Below are 18061 nucleotides of genomic sequence, written 5' to 3'. Positions count from 1 at the left end.
CAGGTTGTGCGCCCTACACCTCTGCGACGCTCACCTCGGTCTCCCAGCCCTCGCACTTGCGCGCCAGATCGGCGGGCAGCGGCCGGTCCGTGAACATCGTCGTGATCTCTGAAAGCGAAGCAAGCCGTGCTGGCGCAGAACGATCCAGCTTGGAATGGTCACAAACCAGATGCACCTTGCGTGATTGCCGTATGATCGCCTTCGACACCCGCACTTCGGCAAGATCGAAATCCAGCAGATCGCCGTCGCGGTCCAGTGCCGATACCCCGATCACCGCGTAATCCACCTTGAACTGCTCGAAGAACTGCGTCGTCAACTCGCCGACCAAACCGCCATCGGTACGGCGCAGCGCGCCGCCCGCCACCACAATCTCACACCCCGGATTGGCGACAAGGATGTTCGCCACGTTCATGTTGTTGGTGATGACGGTGATGTTGCGGTGGGTCAGCAACTCGCGCGCGACGGCCTCGGTGGTGGTTCCAAGGTTCATGATCAGGCTGCAATTGTCGGGGATCGCCGCCGCGCAGGCCCGCGCGATCGCGGCCTTCGCCGCCTCGTTCATCCGCCGCCGCGCCTCGTAGCCGATGTTTGCCACGCCGGTTCGCACCACCGCGCCGCCATGCACGCGGTCAAGGTGGCCCGCATCCGCAAGATCTGAAAGGTCGCGGCGGATGGTTTGCAGCGTCACGTCGAAACGCTGCGCCAGATCCTCTACTGCCACGCGCCCCTCTGCGCGGGCCAGCTCCAGTATCTCTGTCTGACGGAAGCTGAGCGCCACAGTTTCCTCGTTCTTCGGTTTGTCACCCTTTCGGTTCTGCCACGGCGCGAAGCGGCTGTCAGTGTTTTTGTGACGCGCGCGGATTTTCGTTTCCAACGTTTCCGCCGCAATGCAGCGTTGCTAGTGCAGAATTTCCGGTCCTTGCTGCTCGTTTATGTTCGGTTTCAAAAAAACCGCGCATAAACGAATAAAGCGGTTGACGGAATCGTGACGATCAGCCCTTCTACCGCCCGGGGAGGAAACCCACAGTGACATCGACTTCGGCAGGGATCGTCAGCGATCTCTTCATCATTGGTGGTGGCATCAACGGTTGCGGCATCGCCCGCGACGCGACGGGCCGTGGCCTGTCGGTGACGCTGGCCGAACAGGGCGACCTTGCCCAAGGCACGTCCTCCGCCTCGACCAAGCTGTTTCACGGCGGTCTGCGCTACCTTGAATACTTCGAATTCCGCCTCGTGCGCGAAGCCCTCGAAGAACGCGAAACCCTCTTGGTGGCGATGCCCCACATCTCGTGGCCGATGCGTTTCGTGCTGCCGCTGTCGCCGGGAATGCGTTTCGAATCCGACACGCCCACCTCGCGCCTGCTGCGCTGGGTGATGCCTTGGGCCAAGGGTCGCCGCCCGGCCTGGCTGATCCGGCTTGGGCTTTTCATGTATGACACGATGGGTGGCCGCAAGATCCTGCCCGCCGCCCGCAGCCTCGACCTCACCTCCGACCCCGCCGGCAAGCCGCTTAAGCCCGAATTCCGCCGCGCCTTCGAATATTCCGACTGCTGGGTCGAAGACTCCCGCCTCGTCGCCCTGAACGCCCGTGACGCCGCCCAGCGTGGCGCGCGTATCATGACCCGCACCAAGGTTGTCACCGCCGAACGGCAGGGCGACCTGTGGCACCTCACCACCGAAGGCCCCGACGGCCGCCACCACCATCAGGCACGCGCCTTGGTCAACGCCGGTGGCCCCTGGGTTGAGGATATCATCCGCAACGTGGCCCGCATCAATTCGTCCGAAGGGGTCCGCCTTGTCCGCGGCAGCCATATCGTCACGAAGAAACTCTTCGACCACGACCGCTGCTATTTCTTTCAGGGCACCGATGGCCGCATCATCTTTGCCATCCCGTATGAGCAGGACTTCACGCTGATCGGCACCACCGACAAGGATCACAAGGGCGCCCCGAAAGAAGCTGTCTGCACCGACGAAGAACGCGATTACCTGCTCGCCTTCGCATCGCAATACTTCGCCAAGCCAGTCACAAAAGACGATGTGGTGTGGACCTACTCAGGCGTTCGCCCCCTCTACAATGACGGGGCGAAATCGGCAACGGCTGCGACGCGCGACTACGTCCTCAGCCTGGATGACACCGGCGCGCCGCTTCTGAACGTGTTCGGTGGCAAGATCACCACATACCGCCGCCTCGCCGAATCCGCGCTCGAAAAACTCCACCCGTTCTTCCCCAAGGCCAAGCCCGCCTGGACTGCCCGCGTTCCACTTCCCGGAGGCGACTTCCCGGTTGACGGCGTGGCCGCGCTGACCGCGAAACTCAGCGCGCAATATTCCTTCCTCACGCCCTACTGGGCCGGCCGGATGATCCGCGCCTATGGCACCGACGCATTCCTCATCCTTGGCAACGCTGGCACTCCGGCCGCGCTTGGCACCGACTTCGGCGCCACCCTGACCGAGGCCGAAGTGCGCTGGCTGATCTCGAAAGAATACGCGACCTCCGCAGCAGACGTTGTCTGGCGCCGGTCAAAACTTGGGCTTCGGATGACGCAGGATCAGATCACGGCGCTCGATCAATTCATGCAGATGAACGGCTCAGGCACCACGTCGCGGGCGATCAGCCCGGCGGCGGAATAGGGGGCGATGAATGTCACTTGAACTGCAAGGCGTGTCGCGGTCGGTCGGGGGCAGGGCGCATATCCACCCCACCAGCCTCACGTTGGAAAACGGCACGATGAACGTCCTTCTCGGGCCAACCTCGGCAGGCAAGACCAGCCTGATGCGCCTGATGGCGGGGCTCGACAAGCCGACCACCGGCCGCATCCTGTGGCAGGGCCAGGATGTCACCGGCCAGCGCGTGCAGGACCGCAAGGTCGCAATGGTCTACCAGCAGTTCATCAACTACCCGGCAATGACCGTCTACGACAACATCGCCTCGCCGATGCGTCTGATGGGCAAATCGTCGGCCGAGGTTGACCGCGCCGTGCGCGAGACCGCCGAAATGCTGAAACTGACGCCGATGCTGCAACGCAAACCCCTGGAGCTGTCGGGCGGCCAGCAGCAGCGCTGCGCCCTTGCCCGCGCGCTGGTGAAAGGTGCGGGCCTCGTCCTTCTGGATGAACCCCTCGCCAACCTCGACTACAAGCTGCGCGAAGAACTGCGCATCGAAATCCCCCGCATTTTCGAGGCGTCCGGCGCAATCTTCGTCTACGCCACCACCGAACCCGAAGAAGCCCTCCTCTTGGGCGGCAATACCGCAACCCTCTGGGAAGGCAGCGTTACCCAGTTCGGCCCCACGCCGCACGTTTACCGCCAGCCCGCCGATGCGACGACCGCGCGCGTCTTCTCCGATCCGCCGATGAACTTCATCCCCTCCCGCAAGGACGGCGCTCGCCTGACATTCGCAGGCGCGGCGCATGCCCCCGCAACCGGCCCCTTCGCCGCGATCCCCGATGGTACCTATCAGGCCGGTTTCCGCGCCAACCACATCACCCTGAACCGCCACTCCGGCGAAGCAGTCGAATTCCGCTGCACCCTTGGCGTGACGGAAATCACTGGCTCGGAAACCTTCGTCCACCTGACGCACGGCTCCGACAAATGGGTCGGCCTCGTCTACGGCGTGCATCAGTTGGAGCCCGGCTCTCAGGTCTCGATTTTCCTCGATCCCGCGCACGTCTACCTCTTCGATGCCGAGGGTCGCCTTGCTGCCCCGGCCCCTTATGCGATGGCGGCCTGAATGTCCCAGATCACCCTTTCAAAACTGGCGCACAGCTACTCCGCCACTCCGAAATCCGAAGCTGACTACGCGCTGAAGGAAATGGATCACGTCTGGCAGGATGGCGGCGCCTATGCGCTTCTGGGCTCGTCGGGCTGCGGCAAGACCACACTTCTCAACATCATTTCCGGCCTCGTCCGCCCGTCGCAGGGCCGCGTCCTCTTTGGTGAACGCGACGTGACCGATGCCGCGACGACCGAACGCAACATTGCGCAGGTGTTCCAGTTTCCGGTCGTCTACGACACCATGACGGTGCGCGACAACCTGTCGTTCCCGTTGCGAAATCGCGGCATGGATGCCGCCTACATCGCCAAGCGCGTGAACCAGATCGCCCAGATGATCGGGATGGAAGACATCCTGAACCGCAAGGCGCGCGGCCTGACTGCCGACGCCAAGCAGAAGATCTCGCTCGGTCGCGGAATGGTGCGCGAAGACGTGAACGCCATCCTTTTCGACGAACCGCTGACCGTCATCGACCCGCACATGAAATGGGAACTGCGCACCCAGTTGAAACAACTGCACCGTCAGTTCGGCCACACCATGATCTACGTCACCCACGACCAGACCGAGGCGCTGACCTTCGCCGACAAGGTCGTCGTCATGTATGACGGCCGCGTCGTGCAGATGGGCACTCCGGAAGAACTCTTCGAAACGCCGGCGCATACCTTCGTCGGCTATTTCATCGGCTCGCCGGGGATGAACCTATTCGACGCCGAAGTGACCGGCACCGAGGCGCGCCTGCAAGGCGCCACGGTGTCTTTGGGTGCGGCCTATGGGCCAATCAAGGGCCGCACCCAGATCGGCATCCGTCCTGAATATGTGGTCCTTGGGGACGAAGGAATGCCCGTCGCCGTGAAGCGGGTCGAGGATGTCGGTCGCCACCGCATCGTCCGCGCCAGCCTGAATGGCCAGCCCCTGAACGCGATCCTGCCCGAAGGCATGTCGCTTCCCGCCGATCCGCGCGTCACCTTCGCGCCGGGCCGGATCAACGTCTACGCCGACGACTGGCGCGTGCAGGGAGGGACGGTCTGATGGACAAGACGCAGAACAACAAGGCGTGGTTCCTGGTGCTGCCCGTGCTGGTGCTGGTCGCCTTCTCGGCGGTGCTGCCCTTGATGACGGTGGTGAACTACGCCTTCAACGATACCTTCGGCAATAACGAGTTCTTCTGGGCGGGCCTCGAATGGTTCGAAGAGATGGTCACCTCCGACCGCCTCCACGAAGCCCTCGGCCGCCAGATCCTGTTCTCCGCCATCATCCTCGCGATCGAAGTGCCGCTCGGTATCCTGATCGCGCTCAACATGCCGAAATCGGGCTTCTGGGCCAGCCTCGTGCTGATCCTCATCTCCCTGCCGCTCCTGATCCCCTTCAACGTCGTCGGCACCATCTGGCAGATTTTCGGCAGGGTCGATATCGGCCTTCTCGGCCACACCCTCGCGGCCCTCGGCATCGACTACAACTACACCAACGACGCGATCGACGCCTGGGTTACGGTCATCGTGATGGACGTCTGGCACTGGACCTCGCTCGTGGCGCTTCTCGCCTACGCCGGCCTCCAGTCCATCCCGCAAGCCTACTACCAGGCCGCCAAAATCGACCAGGCGACCCGGTGGAGCGTGTTCCGCTACATCGAACTCCCGAAGATGAAGGGCGTCCTCCTCATCGCCATTCTCCTGCGCTTCATGGACAGCTTCATGATCTACACCGAGCCCTTCGTCGTCACCGGCGGCGGCCCCGGCAACTCCACCACCTTCCTCTCCATCGACCTTGCGAAAATGGCCACCGGCCAGTTCGACCTCGGCCCCGCCGCCGCCTTCAGCCTGATGTACTTCTGCGTCATCCTGCTGATCTCATGGGTGTTCTACACCGTCATGACCAACCTCGACCGCGAGGAGAACCGCTGATGCGCATCAAATCCTCCGCCGTCGTGATGACGCTTTACCTGCTGTTCCTGCTGATCCCGATCTACTGGCTGATCAACATGAGCCTGAAGACCAACACCGAGATCACTTCGACCTTCTCGCTCTTCCCGCAGAACCTGACGCTGCAGAACTACGTCACCATCCTGACCGACCCCTCTTGGTACATGGGCTACGTCAACTCGATGATCTACGTCACGATGAACGTGATCATCTCGCTTGCCGTCGCCCTTCCCGCCGCCTACGCCTTCTCGCGCTACAACTTCATGGGCGACAAGCACCTGTTTTTCTGGCTTCTGACCAACCGCATGGCCCCGCCCGCGGTGTTCGCGCTGCCGTTCTTCCAGCTTTACTCCGCCTTCGGCCTGATCGACACGCACATCGCCGTCGCACTCGCGCATTGCCTTTTCAACGTCCCCCTCGCGGTTTGGATCCTCGAAGGCTTCATGCGCGGTGTGCCGAAGGAAATCGACGAAACCGCCTACATCGACGGCTATTCGTTCCCCAAATTCTTCGTGAAGATCTTCATGCCGCTGATCGCCAGCGGCATCGGCGTCACCGCCTTCTTCTGCTTCATGTTCTCGTGGATCGAACTTCTTCTCGCACGCACCCTCACCACGACCGACGCCAAACCCATCGCCGCCACGATGACCCGCACGGTCTCGGCCTCGGGCATGGACTGGGGCGTCCTCGCCGCCGCCGGGGTGCTGACCATCGTTCCGGGGGCCCTCGTGATCTACTTCGTCCGCAACTACATCGCCAAGGGCTTTGCCCTGGGAAGGGTGTGATGACCGCCAGCCGCTGGAATACCCTCTACGCAGCCCTCGCCGCTCTGATGGCCGCGATCCTCGCCTTCCTGCTCTGGGCTGTCCCCACCGACGCCGACGGGGTGCGCGAATGGACCGGGCAACTGATCCCCGGCTTCTGGATGGCGTGGAGCTTTCCGGTCGCCCTTTTCTTCTTCATCATCGCCTGCCTTCTGATCACCTTCACGCTTCTGGCGATCCGCTGGCCAGAGACCCCCCGCGTCGGCATCCTGCGCATCGAAACCACGCGCGGCGACAGGCTTTTCATCTCGCTCTTGGGCTCGGCCTTCATCTGCCTTGGCTGGCTCTTCTTCTTCGGCGCCCCACTGACCGGCGCGCTGATCCTTTGCCTGGTCTACGTCGCTGCGGTGTTCCGCTGGGTGTGACCGGGAAAAACCGCTTCCGGGCGGGGGCCAACACCCCGCCCGAAGGCAAGACGATTGTAAGAACGTCTCAACATTCTGGGAGGAATCACATGAGACTACGCCAGACCACAACCGCCATGGCGCTTGCGCTGATGGCCTTGGGCCTGCCCGCCTGGGCAGACATCGAGGCCGCAAAGGCGTTTCTTGATACCGAGATCGGCGATCTTTCGACGCTCGACCGCGCCGGACAAGAAGCCGAGATGCAATGGTTCATCGACGCGGCCAAGCCCTATGCAGGCATGGAAATCAAGGTCGTGTCCGAAACCATCGACACGCACAGCTACGAATCCAAGGTGCTGGCCCCGGCCTTCACCGCGATCACCGGCATCAAGGTCACCCATGACCTGATAGGTGAAGGCGACGTCGTCGAAAAGCTGCAGACGCAGATGCAGTCGGGCGAAAACATCTATGACGCCTACATCAACGACTCTGACCTGATCGGCACCCACTGGCGCTATCAGCAGGTTCGCAACCTGACCGACTGGATGGCCGGCGAAGGCGCCGCCGTCACCAACCCGAACCTGGATCTCGCCGACTTCATCGGCACCAAGTTCACCACCGCTCCAGACGGCAAGCTGTATCAGCTTCCCGACCAGCAGTTCGCGAACCTCTACTGGTTCCGCTACGACTGGTTCAACGATCAGAAGACCAAGGACGACTTCAAGGCCAAGTATGGCTACGACCTCGGCGTTCCGGTCAACTGGTCGGCCTACGAGGACATCGCCGAGTTCTTCACCGGCCGCGACATGTCCTACATGGGCGGGCCGACCTCGGCCTGGGGCAACATGGACTACGGCAAGAAAGACCCCTCGCTCGGCTGGCGTTATACCGATGCGTGGATGTCGATGGCCGGCATGGGCGACGTTGGCGAACCGAACGGCCTGCCGGTTGACGAATGGGGCGTTCGCGTGGACGAAAACTCGCGTCCGGTCGGCTCTTGCGTGACCCGTGGTGGTGCGACCAACGACGCAGCGGCGGTCTATGCCGTGACCAAGGCGATCGAATGGCTGCAGAAGTACACGCCGCCAGAAGCCCAAGGCATGACCTTCGGCGAAGCCGGCCCGGTTCCTGCCCAGGGCGCGATTGCCCAGCAGATGTTCTGGTACACCGCCTTCACCGCAGCGTCGGTTGTCCCCGGCACCCCGGTGATGAACGAGGATGGCACGCCCAAGTGGCGCATGGCTCCCTCGCCGCACGGCGTCTACTGGCAGAACGGCCAGAAGATCGGCTATCAGGACGTGGGTTCGTGGACCCTGATGAAGTCCACCCCGGTGGACCGCGCTCAGGCTGCATGGCTCTACGCCCAGTTCGTCACGTCGAAGACTGTCGACGTGAAGAAGTCTGACGTTGGCCTGACCTTCGTCCGTCAGTCCACCATCGACAGCCCGCACTTCACGGAACGCGCTCCGAAACTTGGCGGCCTGATCGAATTCTACCGCTCGCCAGCCCGCGTTCAGTGGTCGCCCACCGGCACCAACATCCCGGATTACCCGAAGATGGCGCAGCTGTGGTGGCAGAACATCGGCGACGCCATGTCGGGTGCCAAAACCCCGCAGGAAGCGCTGGACAGCCTCTGCGCCGAGCAGGAAAAAGTGCTGGAGCGGATCGAACGCGCCGGCGTGCAGGGCGACATCGGTCCGAAGATGGGCGAAGTGAAGGACGCCCAGTACTGGATCGACCAGCCGGGCGCTCCGGTCGCCAAGCTGGCGAACGAGGACGAAGAGCCCAAGACGATCGCTTACGACGAGCTGATCAAGTCCTGGCAGAACTAAGGCTTGAGGGGGGCGGGTTCACCTCGCCCCCATTCACCTGTTCTAAAATATCCCCGCCGGAGGCTCCTGCCGCATCTGACGGAAGCCTCCGGCGGGGATATTTCAAGACAGATGAAACGGCCAAAGAGCTTACCAGAGTGTTAATTCGTCAGCTAAGTCGTTGAAAAGAAAAGCGGCCACTGCATGTCCCACGGTGGGACACCTCGCCGCCAAGACCCCGAGGGACCGCGATCCATGACCCACATCCTCGCCATCGACCAAGGCACCACCTCATCTCGTGCGATCATTTTCGACGCAACCCTCCGCCCCGTAGCCTCGGCCCAGGAAGAATTCCCCCAGATCTACCCCCACCCCGGCTGGGTCGAACACAACCCCGCTGACCTTTGGTCCACCGTCGCCGGCACCGCCCGCGCCGCCATCGAAAAGGCCGGCATCGCCACCACATCCATCGCCGCCATCGGCATCACCAACCAGCGCGAGACCACCCTGATCTGGGACCGCGCCACCGGCCAACCCCTTCACAACGCCATCGTCTGGCAAGACCGCCGCACCGCCGACACCTGCGATGCCCTCAAGGCCGCGGGCCATGAGCCGATGATCACCGCCCGCACCGGCCTCCTCCTTGATCCCTACTTCTCGGCTACCAAGGTCAAATGGCTCCTCGACCACATCCCCGGTGCCCGTGCCCGCGCCGAACGCGGTGACCTCGCCTTCGGCACTGTGGACACCTGGCTGATCTGGAACCTCACCGGCGGCCGCGTCCACGCCACCGACGCCACCAACGCCGCCCGCACCATGCTTTACAATATTGCCAAGGGTGAATGGGACACCGAGATTTGTGGCCTGATGGACATCCCCCTTTCGCTCTTGCCGCAGGTCCACGACTGCGCCGCCCCCTTCGGCACCACACGCGCCGACCTTTTCGGGCGCGAGATCCCGATCCTCGGCGTCGCCGGCGACCAGCAGGCCGCCACCGTCGGCCAGGCCTGCTTTGCCCCCGGCATGATGAAATCGACCTATGGCACCGGCTGTTTTGCCCTGCTCAACACCGGTGCCGACATGGTCCCGTCGAAGAACCGCCTCCTCACCACCATCGCATATCAGTTGAAAGGCCAGCCCACCTACGCGCTGGAGGGCTCCATCTTCATCGCCGGCGCGGTTGTTCAATGGCTCCGCGACGGCCTCAAGATCATCCGCGAGGCGAGGGAGACCCAGCCCCTCGCTGAAGCCGCGGATGCCGCGCAGGGCGTCATCCTCGTCCCGGCCTTCACTGGCCTTGGGGCCCCCTATTGGCGGCCTGACTGCCGAGGCGCGATCTACGGCCTGACGCGCAACTCCGGTCCCGCAGAACTGGCCCGTGCCGCGCTGGAAAGTGTCGGCTACCAGACGCGCGACCTGTTGGAGGCGATGCGTGCCGACTGGGGCGCCGCCGCAGATGGTGTCCTGCGTGTGGATGGCGGAATGACCGCCAGCGACTGGGCCATGCAGTTCCTGTCGGATATTCTCGGCGCGCCGGTGGACCGGCCAAAAGTGACCGAGACCACCGCTCTCGGAGCTGCCTACTTGGCGGGGATGCAGGCCGGGGTATGCGGCACGCCGGTGGAATTTGCCAAAAGCTGGGCGCTTGACCGCCGCTTCACCCCAGCGATGGACGAAGCGATCCGTACCGCGAAATACGCTCGCTGGGGCAGGGCGGTTGCCGCGACGATGTCGGTATGACCCCGTTCGCCATCACCAGCCCGCCGCGCATCCTGTTCGGTCGGGGCGAGGCTGCAAAAGCGCCCGGCTTGATCAAAGCCTTCGGTCTGCGCGGCGTGATCGTGCACGGCGCGAATGTTGATCGCGCGCGTTGGCTGACCGAGGCGCTGCCGGACGCACTGACGATCATCTGTGCGGGTGAGCCAACTCTGACAGACCTTGACGCGGCGTTGGGGCAAGCCCGGTCCATCGCCCCGCAATGGGTGGCGGCCATTGGCGGCGGTGCGGTCCTTGACATGGGCAAGGCGCTTGCTGCGCTGATCCCGTCGGAAAGCCCGGCGATGGATCATTTGGAGGTGGTCGGAAAATCGCTTCCGCTGTCTACCGCGCCGCTGCCCTTCATCGCGATCCCGACAACCAGTGGCACCGGTGCCGAGGCGACACGAAATGCGGTGATCGGCCTGCCCGACCACGGCCGAAAGGTCAGCCTTCGCGACGACCGGATGATCGCGCGCCTCGCCATCGTGGACCCGGCGCTTACCGACTGCTGCCCACGGGGGGTCACACTTGCCTCCGGCCTTGATGCGGTGGTGCAGGTGATTGAACCCTACGTCTCATCCAAGGCCACGCCATACACCGATGCGCTGACGCTGCCGGTTATCGGCCCCGGCCTTGCAGCGCTGCGTCTGCTGATGGAAGGCGAATATCCTGCCGCCCGCGACACGATGGCCTGGGTCAGCCTGTGCGGCGGGCTTGCGCTGTCGAATGCCGGGCTGGGCGCGGTGCATGGATTTGCTGGGGTGATCGGCGGCATGACCGGTGCCGCGCACGGCGCGATCTGCGGAGCAATGATCGGACCGGTTCTGGCAGTCAACCGCGCTGCCACCTCGGGCAACGCCCGCCAACGGCTCGACCATGTCTGCGACATCATTGCAGCCGCCTTCGGCACGACCGCCGAGGCGGCTCCTCAGGCTCTGCAAACCTGGGCGCGGAGTGCGGGCTTGCCGGATCTGGCAGATCTGGGAGTGCGGCCCGAGGATCATGGCGCAATCGTTGCCGCCTCGGCCTCGGCCTCGTCGATGAAGGGCAATCCGGTCTCGCTGCCCGACGCGGCCCTGCTGGATATTCTGCGCCGCTCCTGATCCTGATCAATGCGGTCCAGCGCTGTGGTCTGTATGAGACATCCAGTCAGAACACTGGAGCCTCTGATGCTGCGCTTGACCATGATCCTGTTTTCCATGATTTCTGCCGCCCTGATGGGCAGCGCGATCATCATTGCGCTGACACTGGGTTGGGTTGACCTGACATCCATCATTGCTGCGGCCGCGATCGGGTTTCTGCTGGCGATGCCGGCCAGCTGGATTGTCGCCGGACAGATTGCCTGAGCGACGGAAACTGCCATTGTGACCGTATGACGACTGAAACGAAGGAGCCATGCAATGTCCGCCCCCAAAGCCTATTCCCGAACCCAGATCACGCTTCACTGGATCATTGCGGTTCTGATCATCGGCAACCTGATCTTCGGTGAAGAGATCGGCAGTGCTTACGATACGTTGCGCGATACGGGCGTGGCCAATTACGATCTTATGACGCTGGGGCATATCGGGGCAGGGACACTGGTCCTGCTGTTTGGCCTGTGGCGGCTGGGCCTGCGATTTGGTCGCGGCGTGCCGGAGGCGACGGGTGCAGGGTCGGCACTGACGGAGCGCGCAGCTTCGGTAGTGCATTGGGCCTTCTACGCGTTGATATTGGCGGTGCCGCTAACCGGCCTTGCCGCGTGGTTCGGCGGGTTGCACGAGGCTGCGGACCTCCATGAACTGGGCAAGCCAGTGTTCATCGTGCTGATCGCGGCGCATGTCGCTGGCGTGCTTTGGCATCATTTCTGGCTGAAGGACGGCCTTTTGGACCGGATGCGCAAGGCGCAGTAAGCCGGCGTCAGCACTAGGCTTCCAGAAATACCCGGACGGTTTCCTCGAATTCACGCGGTTTTTCGGCGTGAAGCCAATGACCGGCGCCGGGAATTTTGGCAAACCGCGCCTTGGGGAACAGGGCGCGGATTGTGTCGCGGTATTCGGGGCGGACGTAACCGCTGTCGGCCCCGGTCAGAAAAAGAGCCGGTCCCTCGAAGCGGCCAGTGGTGTCGGGCCAACCGACGATCTTTGGCATTTCGGCCTCGAGCACGTCGAGGTTCAGCCGCCAGACCGGCGGCTTTTCGCGAAAGTCGAGGGATTGCAGAAAGAACGCGCGCAAGGCTGGATCGTCCACCGAAGGTGCCAGCGCCGCGTCCGCTTCGGCACGGGTCGTCACGGTCGCAAGGTCGACGCGCCGCATTGCCAGCACATGCCGCGTCTGGTCATGGCTGTAGGCGACCGGCGCGATATCCGCCACCACCAGCCTACGGATCAAGTCCGGTCGGGTCAGGGCAAGCACCATCGACGCCTTGCCGCCCATCGAATGACCCAAGAGGTCGGCGCGCCCGCCAAGGCTTTCGATCACCTCGGCCAGATCTGCTGCCATTTCGGGGTAGCCCTGTACATCGCTGCGCGGGCTGATGCCGTGGTTGCGCATGTCCACCGCCACAACATCGCGACGGTCAGCCAGACGTCGGGCAATCACGCCCCAGTTGCGCGCCGATCCGTAAAGCCCATGCGCTATGACCAAAGGCAAGGCATCATCGGGCATCGTGGCAGGGTGATGGATCGTTGCGAGCATTCCCCGTTCTATCCAGCGGCTTTCAAACAGGCCAGAGGTGTTGAACCCCGCCGGGTTCGCCCGTAGGTTCGGCGCATGTGGAAACGGGGTGGCAGGAGATGAGCGCGGTAACCATCCAGCAGATGGCGGATCGGGTCGCGCAGTTGATGGACGAACGGCTGGCTGTCGGCGGCCGCGGACTGCAGGCAAAGCTGAGCCGTGGCGCCAGGCGCCTGCCGCGGCGGGTGCGCGATGCGGCAGCGGCGCTGGCAGACGCTGCAAACAAGGCACACAACCCAAAGCTGCTTCGTCAGATCGACCAAGGCCAGGTATCGGATGCCTATGACATCTGCGTCCGTCACCTGACGGCAATCGACCCCGCCTTGCGCCGCCGTCGGATCTACGCAAGCATTCTGAGTTCGGCGGCGTTTGCGGTGCTGTCTGCGGTGTTGCTGGTTGTTGGGTTTCTGCTGTGGCGCAGGTATCTATGACCGCCAGCGGCTGCGGGTGAAGCGCTTGCCGTGGTCGGTATGACCCTCCGAACTTCCGCCGCGCCGTTCGGAAATGAACGGGGCGCGAGACAGAAGCCCGCGCCCGTCCTTGTCAGTGCCGCAAGCTTAGAGGTTCGGGTAGATCGGGAACTGTTGGCACAGCGCCTCGACCTCGGCGCGCACCTTGGCTTCCACCGCACCGTTGCCATCCTCGCCATTGGCGGCCAGCCCATCCACCACTTCGACGATCCAGCGCCCGATCTGTCGGAATTCGCCTTCGCCAAAGCCACGCGTCGTTCCCGCCGGAGTGCCAAGGCGAACGCCCGAGGTGATCGTCGGCTTTTCGGTATCGAACGGGATGCCGTTCTTGTTGCAGGTGATATGCGCGCGGCCCAACGCCTTTTCAGTCGCGTTGCCCTTGACCGCCTTGGGCCGCAGGTCGACCAGCATCAGGTGCGTGTCGGTGCCGCCGGTCACGATATCGAGGCCACCTTTCATCAATTCATCGGCCAGGGCCTGCGCGTTCTTCACCACCTGCGCCTGATAGGTCTTGAAGCCCGGCTGCAGCGCCTCGCCGAATGCCACGGCCTTGGCCGCGATCACGTGCATCAACGGGCCACCCTGAATGCCGGGGAAGATCGCGCTGTTGACTTTCTTGGCGATCGCCTCGTCATTCGTCAGGATCATGCCGCCGCGCGGGCCGCGCAGGGTCTTGTGCGTTGTCGTGGTCGCCACATGGGCGTGCGGGAAGGGCGAGGGGTAAAGACCCGCCGCCACCAGACCGGCGAAGTGCGCCATGTCGACCAGAAGGTATGCGCCAACGCTGTCGGCGATCTGGCGCATCCGCGCGAAATCAATGATGCGCGGAATGGCCGATCCGCCGGCGATGATCATCTTTGGCTGATGTTCGGTCGCCAGCGCCTGAACCTGATCGTAATCCAGCGTCAGATCCTGCTTGCGCACACCGTATTGCACCGCATGGAACCACTTGCCCGACTGGTTCGGCGCCGCGCCATGAGTCAGGTGGCCGCCTGCATCAAGGCTCATCCCCAGAATCGTGTCGCCGGGCTTGATCAGCGCCTGGAACACCCCTTGGTTCGCCTGGCTGCCCGAGTTCGGCTGCACGTTGGCAAAGTTTACACCGAACAGCTTGCAGGCCCGTTCGATCGCCAGATTTTCGGCCACGTCCACGAATTGGCAGCCGCCGTAGTAGCGTTTGCCCGGATAGCCTTCGGCATATTTGTTCGTCATCACCGAGCCTTGCGCTTCCATCACCGCGCGGCTGACGATGTTTTCCGATGCGATCAGCTCGATCTCGTGGCGCTGGCGGCCCAGTTCTGACGTGATGGAGGCGAAAAGCTCCGGGTCGCGGCTGCTGAGCGTTTCGGTGAAAAAGCCGGAGTCGCGATGCGAAGCGTTCATGGGGCGGGTCCTCTTTGGGCCAAGGGCAGGGATGCGGCGCTATTTAGAGCACCGATTGACCTACGGAAAGGCAAGAAAACGACCTTTTCCGCCATTGCGACGAAATCATCTTACCTCGCCACGACGGGTGGCAGGGGTGTTTGGCCGGGCGGTTGGAACCAACCCCTTGAGTTTACCCACCGCCCCGGCCAAGACTGCTGCATCGGGGGACGCCATGCCACAACGTATCAGGTTCACGGCCAGCAGGGCGCCTGCTGCCATCGAAGCCCTTGCTGCCCTGACTTCGGCCTATGGGCAGGCCGACGTCAGGCAAGCCGAGGTGATTGTGGCGTTGGGTGGCGACGGGTTCATGTTGCAGACGTTGCATTCCACCAAGGGGCGGGATTTGCCGGTCTACGGCATGAACTGCGGAACCATCGGGTTTCTGATGAATGCCTATGCTGCCGACGATCTGCCCGCCCGCCTGGCCGCCGCTGAAGAAGCCGTCATCCACCCCTTGTCGATGCAGGCCATCAACACCAAGGGCAAGCAGACCGAGGCTTTGGCGATCAACGAAGTCTCGCTGTTGCGGCAAGGCCCGCAAGCGGCCAAGCTGCGGATCAGCATCGACGGGCGTGAACGGATGCCAGAGCTGGTGTGTGACGGTGCACTAGTCGCAACACCGGCTGGGTCCACCGCCTACAACTATTCGGCACACGGCCCGATCCTTCCGATTGGTGCCGATGTGCTTGCCCTGACCGCTATTGCCGCGTTCCGCCCGCGGCGTTGGCGCGGTGCCCTGCTGCCGATGTCGGGCGTGGTGCGGTTTGACGTGCTTGACCCTGAGAAACGCCCCGTGATGGCCGACGCGGACAGCCGGTCTTCTGTTCGCGATGTGGCAAGCGTCGAGATCAGGTCGGAAAGATCGGTTCGGCACCGCCTGTTGTTCGACCCCGGGCATGGGCTGGAAGAGCGGCTGATCGGCGAGCAGTTCGTTTAAGGGCGCGGCCCTTACACTTTGGCCCAGCCGTCTATCTTGCGGTAAAGCGTTGACGGCGACACATCCAGAACGCGCGCAGCCTTGGGAACGGATCCGCCGTATCGCGCCAGCGTCGCCTCGATGATCTTGCGCTCTGCCTCGGCCAGAGTCAGCCCGACCATCACGTCCGCCTCGACAGTCGGTTCGGGCAACGCGCGCGCCCTTTCGGGCGTGCGGTGCGGTGTCATCTCGGCCGCAAGACCCGGTGGCAGCATCTCGATACCGACCCAACCGCCGGGGTTGAGCACGACCACGTTCCGCATCACGTTCAAAAGCTGCCGCACATTTCCGGGCCACGGCAGACGCGGCAGAAGATCACGCACCTCTGCATCCAAGCCGTAGAATGTGCGCCCTTCCTCTTCCGCAAACCTGAACAGGGCGGCTTCCGCGATTTCGATCACATCCTGCCCTCGGTCCCTTAGCGGCGGCATGTGGATCGGCACAACGAACAGCCGGTAATACAGGTCTTCGCGAAAATGACCGCGCCGGACAGCATCCAAGGGATCGCGGTTGGTGGCGCAAACGATGCGAACATTCACCTTGCGCGGACGGGTCGCGCCGACCGGCTGGACCGTCGAGGTTTGCAGGAAGCGCAGCAGTTTGGTCTGCAGGGCGGGAGCCATTTCGCAGATCTCGTCCAGAAACAGCGTCCCGCCATCCGCCGCTGCTGCAGCGCCCGGCTTGTCGGAAATCGCGCCGGTAAAGCTACCCTTCATATGGCCGAAAACTTCGCTTTCCAGCAGATCCTGCGGAATAGCCCCGCAGTTCAGCGCAATGAACGGCCCTTCGGCACGGGCCGAATTGGCGTGGACAGCCAGCGCACACAGTTCTTTCCCAGTGCCGCTTTCCCCCGTGATGAACACCGTTGCCATCGACCGTGCCACCGACGCGATCGTGTCGTGAATCCGCTGCATGGTGTCGGACGACCCGATGAACGACGAGCCGTCCTGCAACATCGCGCGGTCCTGTGGTCCGGGATCAGGCAAGGCAGCCGGTGCCTTGCGCGGCAACCTTTCAGCCAGCGCGTTCTGCACCGCGCCAAGCAACCGATTTTCATCGAACGGTTTGACCAGAAAATCATGGGCCCCGGCCCGCATCGCCTCGACTGCGCGATTGACCGATCCGTTCGCGGTAATCGCGATGACGCAGGCTTCGGGCCTAAGCGCGAGCATGTCCTGCATCAGCATCAAACCATCACGGTCGGGAAGGATGAGGTCAAGCAGCACGACCGCTGGCTGCAGCCCGCGAAATTGCGCCAGCCCGTCCGCGGCGGTGCTGGCGACCGAGACGCGATATCCGGCAGATGCAAGAACCGACCGATAGACAAGTTGCAGCGAGGCCGTGTCCTCGATCAAAAGCACGCTGGGCGTCCAGGCTGAACCGGGCTTCATCGGGCAGCCCCGATGGGCCGTGTCGCCGCCACAACGGCGATGAGTGCGTCAAGTTCGCCAAGCGCCTCGGGCATCAAGGCTGCAACCGTCGTCCGATCCGTGGCGTGTGCGGCCGCGTTCATCCTCTCCGCAAGGGTTTGTAGCGATACCGCGCCGACCGACCCTGCCAGCGAAATCAGGACATGGCTCGCCGCGCGAAGACCCGACCATTCCATACTTGCCATCGACGTTGAGGATTGGTTACGCGTGGCGATCAGGTCCTCCGACAGGCGCGCCAGCAGTTCCGCTCCGTTTTCGGGCCCGGCCAGTTGCAAGAGGCGTTGAAAACGGGCCGGTTCGAACTGCTTGATGCCGGTGGCTGCCGCCGGTTTGGGCGGCTGACCCTCGGACTGAAGCTTGGCGCCGCCCAGACGCAACGCAGCCCGACGCAAAGCATCAAGTTCCACCCGCTGGGTATCGGAGGAAATCAGTGCCTCCAACTGGTCGATCGCCAGATGCAGCCGGTCCAGTGCCACATCAATGTCGGCCGCACGGTCGGAATTGAACGTCATGCCAGCGGCCCGGACTGCCAAAAAGGTGATCTCGATGGGAAAGCGGTTCTTTGCATAATGCAAAGAATTGACGCATTTCGCCATGACTGTCCAGCAGTTCCCGCAGGG

At 63.3% G+C, this 18061-nt stretch carries 18 protein-coding genes; 13 read left to right on the top strand and 5 right to left on the bottom strand.

Annotated elements, in window-relative coordinates; translation table 11 throughout:
• Positions 1–13: 13 nt before the first annotated feature.
• Complete coding sequence (locus tag ACROUL_RS18375) at positions 14–778, bottom strand: DeoR/GlpR family DNA-binding transcription regulator (RefSeq protein WP_431301339.1); 765 nt, start codon at positions 776–778, stop codon at positions 14–16.
• A 248-nt stretch (positions 779–1026) separates the two neighbouring features.
• On the opposite strand from ACROUL_RS18375, the gene glpD reads away from it, so the two are divergent.
• The 11 genes from glpD (at position 1027) to ACROUL_RS18320 (ending at position 12317) form a co-directional block, all read left to right on the top strand.
• Complete coding sequence (gene glpD, locus ACROUL_RS18370; RefSeq protein WP_431300878.1) at positions 1027–2631, top strand: glycerol-3-phosphate dehydrogenase; 1605 nt, start codon at positions 1027–1029, stop codon at positions 2629–2631.
• 10 nt (positions 2632–2641) lie between these two features.
• On the top strand, positions 2642–3730 hold the full coding sequence (locus tag ACROUL_RS18365) for an ABC transporter ATP-binding protein (RefSeq protein ID WP_431300877.1): 1089 nt from the start codon (positions 2642–2644) through the stop codon (positions 3728–3730).
• Positions 3731–4801: an ABC transporter ATP-binding protein gene (locus tag ACROUL_RS18360; RefSeq protein WP_431300876.1), complete on the top strand. Its 1071-nt coding sequence runs from the start codon at positions 3731–3733 to the stop codon at positions 4799–4801.
• Positions 4801–5673 (top strand): carbohydrate ABC transporter permease, encoded by an 873-nt coding sequence (locus tag ACROUL_RS18355; protein ID WP_431300875.1) that lies wholly within the window; start codon positions 4801–4803, stop codon positions 5671–5673. The genes ACROUL_RS18360 and ACROUL_RS18355 overlap by 1 nt, the downstream gene beginning before the upstream one ends.
• A complete protein-coding gene (locus ACROUL_RS18350; RefSeq protein WP_305567298.1) occupies positions 5673–6476 on the top strand; it encodes a carbohydrate ABC transporter permease in 804 nt (267 codons plus the stop codon). The genes ACROUL_RS18355 and ACROUL_RS18350 overlap by 1 nt, the downstream gene beginning before the upstream one ends.
• Entirely contained in the window at positions 6476–6880 is a 405-nt protein-coding gene (locus ACROUL_RS18345) for a DUF2160 domain-containing protein (protein ID WP_431300874.1), read from the top strand. Before ACROUL_RS18350 ends, ACROUL_RS18345 begins: the two co-directional genes overlap by 1 nt.
• Before the next feature lie 89 nt (positions 6881–6969).
• Complete coding sequence (locus tag ACROUL_RS18340) at positions 6970–8691, top strand: carbohydrate ABC transporter substrate-binding protein (protein WP_431300873.1); 1722 nt, start codon at positions 6970–6972, stop codon at positions 8689–8691.
• A gap of 234 nt (positions 8692–8925) precedes the next feature.
• On the top strand, positions 8926–10410 hold the full coding sequence (gene glpK / locus ACROUL_RS18335) for a glycerol kinase GlpK (RefSeq protein WP_431300872.1): 1485 nt from the start codon (positions 8926–8928) through the stop codon (positions 10408–10410).
• Positions 10407–11531 carry an iron-containing alcohol dehydrogenase gene (locus tag ACROUL_RS18330; protein WP_431300871.1) on the top strand — a complete coding sequence of 375 codons (1125 nt, stop codon included), beginning with the start codon at positions 10407–10409 and terminating at the stop codon, positions 11529–11531. Before glpK ends, ACROUL_RS18330 begins: the two co-directional genes overlap by 4 nt.
• Before the next feature lie 66 nt (positions 11532–11597).
• On the top strand, positions 11598–11774 hold the full coding sequence (locus ACROUL_RS18325) for a CTP synthetase (RefSeq protein ID WP_431300870.1): 177 nt from the start codon (positions 11598–11600) through the stop codon (positions 11772–11774).
• Between the two features lie 54 nt (positions 11775–11828).
• A complete protein-coding gene (locus tag ACROUL_RS18320; RefSeq protein WP_431300869.1) occupies positions 11829–12317 on the top strand; it encodes a cytochrome b in 489 nt (162 codons plus the stop codon).
• A 13-nt stretch (positions 12318–12330) separates the two neighbouring features.
• Here the strand turns inward: ACROUL_RS18320 and ACROUL_RS18315 are convergent, their stop codons facing one another.
• The gene (locus ACROUL_RS18315; protein ID WP_431300868.1) at positions 12331–13101 is read right to left on the bottom strand and encodes an alpha/beta fold hydrolase; all 771 of its coding nucleotides are present in this window, start codon (positions 13099–13101) and stop codon (positions 12331–12333) included.
• Between the two features lie 98 nt (positions 13102–13199).
• Here ACROUL_RS18315 and ACROUL_RS18310 point away from each other — a divergent pair, with 98 nt between their 5' ends.
• On the top strand, positions 13200–13571 hold the full coding sequence (locus tag ACROUL_RS18310; protein WP_431300867.1) for a hypothetical protein: 372 nt from the start codon (positions 13200–13202) through the stop codon (positions 13569–13571).
• A gap of 126 nt (positions 13572–13697) precedes the next feature.
• Here ACROUL_RS18310 and glyA read toward each other — a convergent pair whose 3' ends face one another.
• Positions 13698–14993, bottom strand: a complete 1296-nt coding sequence (glyA, locus tag ACROUL_RS18305; RefSeq protein WP_431300866.1) for a serine hydroxymethyltransferase — start codon at positions 14991–14993, stop codon at positions 13698–13700.
• A 214-nt stretch (positions 14994–15207) separates the two neighbouring features.
• Here glyA and ACROUL_RS18300 point away from each other — a divergent pair, with 214 nt between their 5' ends.
• Positions 15208–15972, top strand: a complete 765-nt coding sequence (locus ACROUL_RS18300; RefSeq protein WP_431300865.1) for an NAD kinase — start codon at positions 15208–15210, stop codon at positions 15970–15972.
• Positions 15973–15983: 11 nt separating this feature from the next.
• On the opposite strand, the gene ACROUL_RS18295 is transcribed toward ACROUL_RS18300, so the two are convergent.
• Together ACROUL_RS18295 and ACROUL_RS18290 are read right to left on the bottom strand one after the other, a co-directional pair.
• Positions 15984–17402 carry a sigma-54-dependent transcriptional regulator gene (locus ACROUL_RS18295; RefSeq protein ID WP_431300864.1) on the bottom strand — a complete coding sequence of 473 codons (1419 nt, stop codon included), beginning with the start codon at positions 17400–17402 and terminating at the stop codon, positions 15984–15986.
• Positions 17399–17953 (bottom strand): hypothetical protein, encoded by a 555-nt coding sequence (locus ACROUL_RS18290; RefSeq protein WP_431300863.1) that lies wholly within the window; start codon positions 17951–17953, stop codon positions 17399–17401. The genes ACROUL_RS18295 and ACROUL_RS18290 overlap by 4 nt, the downstream gene beginning before the upstream one ends.
• Positions 17954–18061: the final 108 nt, after the last annotated feature.

It is taken from the genome of Tabrizicola sp. BL-A-41-H6 (assembly GCF_050632395.1).
Taxonomy (GTDB): Bacteria; Pseudomonadota; Alphaproteobacteria; order Rhodobacterales; family Rhodobacteraceae; genus JAUYQR01.
Note: the sequence above shows the minus strand (reverse complement) of the source record. Positions and strands in the feature narration are given on the sequence as shown.